At 28.5% G+C, this 2,880-nt stretch carries 2 protein-coding genes; one reads left to right on the top strand and one right to left on the bottom strand.

The window, feature by feature from the left end; genetic code table 11:
- Positions 1-326: 326 nt before the first annotated feature.
- Positions 327-1,547 (top strand): helix-turn-helix domain-containing protein, encoded by a 1,221-nt coding sequence (locus tag V7056_RS02695; RefSeq protein ID WP_499699043.1) that lies wholly within the window; start codon positions 327-329, stop codon positions 1,545-1,547.
- 322 nt (positions 1,548-1,869) lie between these two features.
- Here V7056_RS02695 and V7056_RS02690 read toward each other — a convergent pair whose 3' ends face one another.
- Positions 1,870-2,601 (bottom strand): dockerin type I domain-containing protein, encoded by a 732-nt coding sequence (locus tag V7056_RS02690; protein WP_499699041.1) that lies wholly within the window; start codon positions 2,599-2,601, stop codon positions 1,870-1,872.
- Between the last annotated feature and the right edge of the window lie 279 nt (positions 2,602-2,880).

The following is a 2,880-nucleotide window of genomic DNA, read 5'->3' as shown; positions in this document are numbered from 1 at the left end:
AGATAAAAACACAATCTAAAGTTATTATTATCTAAATAAAACGAACAATTCCCCCTCTAAATTATTAATAATTCCATCCTTTTTTCCTTTAAAAATTTTCAGTTAAACAATAAATGTTCTTCTTTCCATTCTTTTTCTTGTTAAGTAATACTTCATAAGATCTTCCATTTTCCTAAATGTACTTATTTTACCGAAAATTATAAACTTTTAATTAATTATAATTTTATTTTTATTAATTTTGTATTACGTAGAAGTAAATCTTCAAGATAAACAATTCGAAATGCACAAACTGCTTTATTATTTCACATTGAAAAGGAGAATTGGTTATGCATGAAGGGAAAATTATTAAATTCTATCGGGAAAAATTCAAACTAACTCAAGAACAATTGGGTAAAGATATTTGTTCGATTACACATATTAGTAAAATCGAGTGTAACCGTACAACCTGTAACAACGAAATCATAACTTTATTATCCGAGCGACTAGGAATAAATATGGAAATAGAAATAAACAAATTAATTAATATTAAACATAGACTATCTCAATGGCATGATGCAATCGTTATGCAATTTGGGGAAGAAATTGAACATATCAATCTTGAATTAGAGCGTGAAGAATTAATCGTGATTTCTGATTATATTTACCTTTATGAATTACTTCGAGTAAGATATCTTCTAATTCATAATCGTACACGTGAAGCAGAAAAGATTATAAAAAAAATACAAAAAATCGAGAATTTACTAACAGATTATGAGTCCAATCTACTTAAACATGTTTTAGGTATTTATTACTTAGCAAATCAAGATCATAATAAAGCCATTCACATTCTAAAACAAATACAAATTGATTGTTATCATAATCCAGAATATTACTACCATCTAGCAATTGCATATCATACAATCAATTCTCCAGTTTTAGCGTATTACTACGCTGAAAAATCACATAAATTTTTTAAAGATATAAATAATTACCTTAGGGTAATCGACGCTGAAATGATTATGGTTATACAAGTTACAGATGACTGTGATCAAGAAGAAATTATTAATCGTTTTAAAAACTTAATCAAAAGCTGTGATATATGTAATGCTCCGGAACGAAAAGCAAAAGTATTACATAACTTAGGTTATGAATACTACAGAAGAAAAAATTATGAGCACGGAATTGGTTACTATAGACAATCAATGGCTCTTAAAGAGAAAGACACTCCTGCTTATCTTCTTTCATTAGAAGGTTATATTCGATGTTCCTTTGACGGAGAGCTTAAAAAAACTGATGAATTAATTCGGCTTGCAGAGGATGGGTTAATCATTGCCATTCGCCTTAATCAAAAATTATATATTCATCTATTTAGATTAACTTTATATTTATTAAAATCTAAGATAAAAGAATATCATCAATACTTAGCAAATAAAGCTTTACCGATGTATATGAAATTTGGTTATTCCTTTTTAATTCAGCGCTCTGAAAAAGAATTATTTAATTATTACGCTAAGATAAACTTACCTGATAAAGCCTTGGAAATGGCCAAGTTATTAATCGTCACATAAAAACAAGAATACGTATGTGTATTCTTGTTTTTTTCTATTATTTAACAGGTTAATCATTTGGAGATCGGACTATATATTTTTAAAAATTTATATTAATGAATATTAGTTTAATTGAAAGTGCCAAAGTTTTATTGTCATCTAAAAAATGAGGCAAACATAAACCAATGAAATACGCTTGATAAGCTAAAAAAGAAATACGTGTAGTAAGACGTACTATAACAATTATAGGTACCAATGGAAGATAAAGAAAATGCCCCCTATAGAATACAGAAAGCAGCTCCTTTAGGTTGCCTAAGCTTTTTTAAACGTCTCTTTTACTTAGTTATTTTAAACCAAGCTTTGTTAATACATCCTCTAACGTAACACCTTTATACGAACTCTTTACTTTTGGTGCATCAGATACTGATGGATTTTGTAATCCAAAATTCTTAATTACAAAATTCATGTCTTTTTTATCAACTACTTTATCGAAGTTCAAATCTGATCTCAAACTATTTGTTCCCCAATTATTTTGGATTTCAATTGCATCTACAATATCAATAACATTATCTTTATTTACATCTCCTGCTTTAGCTTGAGTTAAGCTAAAACCTAATCTTCTACCAAGCGTTTCTCCTCGAACTTCATCTGAAATCAACAAAGATTTATACATTGTAAAATGCCCTGGTACATCAACTTTTATTGTATATGGTTTAGAATCAGCATTCAGTTCGTCTGCAACATAATTTCCATTTGTGTTTATAAAGAAAGCATCTGCAACATTTTTGCCATCATATGAAGTAACAGTCACTTTAGCACCAATATTTTGTTGATCTAAAGCCCAATTCGTCTGACCAGTTGTAGGATCAATTGTCCCTTCTAATTTCATTTGACCCTCTAATCGAGAATAATGAGTTTGTTTTAAATCAATTGCTTCCATATAAGTATAAACATTATTTTTTTGTACATCTGATTGATCAATTGATGTTCCAGTAAATTCCATGCTGTACCATTGAGCAGCAAAATCCTTATTATAACGATTAACTGTTACTAGGTCGAAATTAACTAACTGCATATCTTCNNNNTTAAATAAGTTTCATCTTTAGATGTTACAGTTACTTTAGCATCACCGTATTTCTTCACAGCGTCACTTACAACTACATTTTTAACTGTTGCTAAGTCTTTATTATTCATTTTTAATACTGGAATTGTAATCTTAGCAGTTTTTAAGTTTTTCATATTATTTGAACGAAGTGAATAATTGATTGTATCTCCTGTCGAAGCTGTTTGCTTATTTGCTTTTAAGTAATAATATGAATAAGTTTCAGGAACAAATACTACCCTTAACTTTGCA

This window comes from Bacillus sp. JJ664, from assembly GCF_036962205.1.
Taxonomy (GTDB): Bacteria; Bacillota; Bacilli; order Bacillales; family Bacillaceae_G; genus Gottfriedia.
The sequence above is the reverse complement of the archived record's forward strand: the minus strand, read 5'-3'. Positions and strand labels throughout refer to the sequence as shown.

What these genes read in the sequence shown, in the direction of transcription:
- V7056_RS02695 (WP_499699043.1), top strand. Translation starts at nt 327, where the DNA reads ATGCATGAAGGGAAAATTATTAAATTCTATCGGGAAAAATTCAAACTA.
- V7056_RS02690 (WP_499699041.1), bottom strand. Translation starts at nt 2,601, where the DNA reads ATGCAGTTAGTTAATTTCGACCTAGTAACAGTTAATCGTTATAATAAG.